The organism is Cellulomonas pasadenensis, assembly GCF_047229365.1.
Lineage (GTDB): Bacteria > Actinomycetota > Actinomycetes > Actinomycetales > Cellulomonadaceae > Cellulomonas.
Genome location: NZ_JBFTEP010000097.1, coordinates 1 through 3,580, shown reverse-complemented (window position 1 = coordinate 3,580; position 3,580 = coordinate 1). Strand labels below are relative to the sequence as shown.

General features: G+C 76.9%; 4 protein-coding genes. 2 read left to right on the top strand and 2 right to left on the bottom strand.

What is annotated here, in order from left to right:
* Positions 1 to 160: 160 nt before the first annotated feature.
* Both rfbA and AB6N23_RS13290 read right to left on the bottom strand, forming a co-directional pair.
* The gene (gene rfbA / locus AB6N23_RS13295; protein WP_412866515.1) at positions 161 to 1,033 is read right to left on the bottom strand and encodes a glucose-1-phosphate thymidylyltransferase RfbA; all 873 of its coding nucleotides are present in this window, start codon (positions 1,031 to 1,033) and stop codon (positions 161 to 163) included.
* 54 nt (positions 1,034 to 1,087) lie between these two features.
* Positions 1,088 to 1,855: a TIGR03089 family protein gene (locus tag AB6N23_RS13290; RefSeq protein WP_412866514.1), complete on the bottom strand. Its 768-nt coding sequence runs from the start codon at positions 1,853 to 1,855 to the stop codon at positions 1,088 to 1,090.
* A gap of 246 nt (positions 1,856 to 2,101) precedes the next feature.
* Between AB6N23_RS13290 and AB6N23_RS13285 the strand changes: the two genes are divergently transcribed.
* Together AB6N23_RS13285 and AB6N23_RS13280 are read left to right on the top strand one after the other, a co-directional pair.
* The gene (locus AB6N23_RS13285; RefSeq protein WP_378201813.1) at positions 2,102 to 2,428 is read left to right on the top strand and encodes a WhiB family transcriptional regulator; all 327 of its coding nucleotides are present in this window, start codon (positions 2,102 to 2,104) and stop codon (positions 2,426 to 2,428) included.
* Positions 2,429 to 2,510: 82 nt separating this feature from the next.
* A partial coding sequence (locus AB6N23_RS13280; RefSeq protein WP_412866513.1) for a glycosyltransferase occupies positions 2,511 to 3,580 on the top strand: 1,070 nt, incomplete at its 3' end.

Here is a 3,580-nt window from a genome sequence, read left to right as displayed (position 1 = left end):
GGGGGGGGGGGGCGGGCGGCCGCCCCGCGCGGGGGGGGGCCCGGCCGGGGGGGCCCGGGGGGGGCGCGGGGGGGGGGGGGCGGGGGGGGGGGGGGGGGGGGGGGGCCCCCCCCCCCCCCACGGCTCCCGGCCCGTCGAGGAGCCGGTCAGGCGGGCCGGGTCAGTCCCGGCCGCTCTCCAGCAGCCCGAGCAGGTACGTGCCGTACCCCGACTTCACGAGCTTCTCGGCGCGCTCGCGCAGCTCGTCGTCCGACAGGAACCCGCGGCGCCACGCGACCTCCTCGGGCGCGCCGACCTTGAGGCCCTGCCGGTGCTCGATGGTGCGGACGTAGTCGGACGCCTCGAGCAGGGAGTCGAACGTGCCGGTGTCGAGCCAGGCGGTGCCGCGGGGCAGGACCTCGACCTGCAGCCGGCCCTGCTCGAGGTACACGCGGTTGACGTCGGTGATCTCGTACTCGCCGCGGGCCGACGGCTCGAGGTCGCGCGCGATCGCCACGACGTCGTTGTCGTAGAAGTACAGGCCGGGCACCGCGTAGCTGCTCTTCGGCTGCGCGGGCTTCTCCTCGAGCGACAGCGCGCGGCCCGACGCGTCGAACTCGACGACGCCGTAGGCGGTGGGGTCGGCGACGCGGTACGCGAACACGGCACCGCCGTCGATCTGCTCGAACCGCTGGAGCCGGCTGCCGAGCCCGGCGCCGTAGAAGATGTTGTCGCCGAGCACGAGGGCCGCCGCGTCGTTCCCGACGAAGTCGGCGCCGAGGACGAACGCCTGGGCGAGCCCGTTCGGCTGCTCCTGGACGGTGTAGCTGATGGAGATGCCGAACTGCGACCCGTCGCCCAGCAGCCGGCGGAACTGCTCCGCGTCGTGCGGCGTCGTGATGACGAGGACGTCCTTGATGCCCGCGAGGATCAGCGTCGAGAGCGGGTAGTAGATCATCGGCTTGTCGTAGACCGGCACCAGCTGCTTGCTCACGCCGAGAGTGATGGGGTGCAGCCGGGTGCCGGAGCCGCCGGCCAGGATGATTCCGCGCATGGGTCGCCATTCTGGCCCATCCGGGCGTCGCGTGGGGCCGGGCGGCCCGTGGGGTCAGGCCCGGTCGTGCGTGACGCGCTCCCCGCTGCGCAGCCGGTCGAGCGCCGGGCCGTCCACGGCGGCGCCGTCGACGAGCACGAGGGAGCCGTCCACCGCCCAGGTCGCGACGGCGGCGAGCGCGAGGTCGACGCCGTCCAGCCCGCGCACGTCGCGGAGCACGCGCGCCCCGGCGGGCGGAGCGGCCTCCAGGGCCGTGCCGAGCAGCGCGGCGTGCGCGACGTCCGGCCCGCCGGCGACCGCGGGCGCGCCCGCGTCGGGGGCCGGCACCCAGCCCAGCGCGTCGGGGTACGTCATGACGGCGGCAGCGGCGTCGACGGCCCCGCGGGGCAGCGGCCCCGCCCAGGAGCGGGCGAGCGCCGCGAGGGACACGGCGACGACGGGCGCGTCGGTGCTGTGCTCGTCCGGCCGCGAGGTGACGACGACGTCGACGCGGCGGCCGTCGGCCGGTGCCCCGGCGGCGTCGGCACGCACGACGCACGCGCCGGCGCGCCACACCGCGGGCGCCCACGTCAGCGCGCGCCAGTGCGCCGGCAGGTCGAGGAGCACGCGGACGCCGGGCCCCGCGTCGAGCTCCTCCACCAGCAGGTTCGTCGTCTTGACGACCCAGTTGGCGAGGACGGCGCCCGACAGCTCGACCCGCTCGTGGTCCGGGCCGTACCAGGTCAGGCGCGGCCGGCCGGGCTCGCGCACGAGCCCGGCGAGGAGCGCGGCGACGTCGGCGGGACGGCCGGCGGCGGGGGAGTCGGGCGTCGTGGCAGGCATGGTGGCAGGCTACGCAGCGGACGCCCGGGCGACCGTGTGGTGGGACGCCACGCCGCGCGCACACAACTTTCACCCGGACAACTCGGGCATGTAGCACGTCTGCGGTTGACGGGGTCGAACGACACGCGTGTAATTCCTGAGAACTGATTCATCGAGCGCGAACGTCGCGGCCTCCGCGCCGCACGGCCGGCTTCGAGGGAGCCAGCCAGGACGAGCACACCGAGCATCAGACCCGCGGAGGCACGCATGTGGCACCTGCTCGACGACGAGGACCTGCCCGACGACGTCGCCACCCCTGTGACCGCACCGGCCGGCAACGTGCTGGCCCTGTTCGGCACGCCGGACGACGACGGCCCCATGGGCTGGCAGGAGCGCGCGCTGTGCGCGCAGACCGACCCGGAGGCGTTCTTCCCCGAGAAGGGCGGCTCGACGCGCGAGGCCAAGAAGGTGTGCACGTCCTGCGACGTGCGCGCCGAGTGCCTCGAGTACGCGCTCGCCAACGACGAGCGCTTCGGCATCTGGGGCGGCCTGTCCGAGCGCGAGCGCCGCAAGCTGAAGCGGCGCGTGGTCTGAGCGCACCGACGTCGGCGGGGTCCCGCCACGCCGGGCGCCGCTGCGCCCGCAGGAGCGGGCCCGACGGCATGATGACGCGAGCATGACTGACACGCTGTCCCCCGTGGACCTCCCCACGACCGCAGCCGTCCCGGTGACGACGCCCGTGACGGCCGTCGTGGTGACCCACGGGCGCACCGGCTACCTGGCGACGACGCTGCGGGCGCTCGCGACCCAGACGCGCCGGCCGTTCCGCGTGCTCCTCGTCGACGTCGCCGAGCGTGCGCCGGGCGCGCCGGACCCGCAGCTGGGCGCCCTCCTCGACGACGCCTTCGCCGCCACGCCCGCACCCGTGCCCCGCCTCGCGACCGTGTCCGCCCCCGGTGCGCGCTCGTTCGGCGACGCGGTGGTCACCGGCCTCGCGCTGCTCGCCGAGGCGGTCGACGAGCGGCCCACGGCGTGGCTCTGGCTGCTGCACGACGACAGCGCCCCCGCGCCCGCGGCGCTCGCCCAGCTGGTGAAGACGGTCGGCCACGCGCCGTCCGTCGCCGTCGCGGGCTGCAAGCAGCGCACGTGGACGGAGCCCGAGCGGCTGCTCGAGGTGGGGCTGCGCACGACGCGGTCCGGCCGGCGCGTGACCGACGTCGAGGCCGGGGAGCTCGACCAGGGGCAGCACGACGGGCGGACCGACGTGCTCGGCGTCGGCGTCGCCGGCGCCCTCGTGCGCCGCGACGTCTGGGACGCCCTCGGCGGCACCGACGCGGCGCTGGGCCCGTTCGGCGACGGTCTCGACCTGTCGCGCCGCGCGCGGCTCGCCGGGCACCGCGTCGTCGTGGTCCCCACCGCGGTCGTGCGGCACGCGCAGGCCGCCTACCACGGGCTGCGCCCGGTGCAGGGGCCCGGGGCGTCGGCACCCGCGGGCGCGGACGCGCACGAGGTCGACCTCGACGGCGACGGCGAGCCCGACGCCGCCGACCCCACCCGCTCCTTCGCGGCGCGCCGCCGCGCGCTGCTGCACAGCCGCCTCGCCGGCGCCCCGCTGCCGCTGCTGCCGCTCGTGGTCCTCATGACGCTGGCCGCCGGGACGCTGCGCGCGCTCGGGCAGCTCGCCGTGAAGCAGCCGCGCCTCGCGGTGGCCGAGGTGCGCGTCGCGCTCGGCGCGCTGCTGCGGCC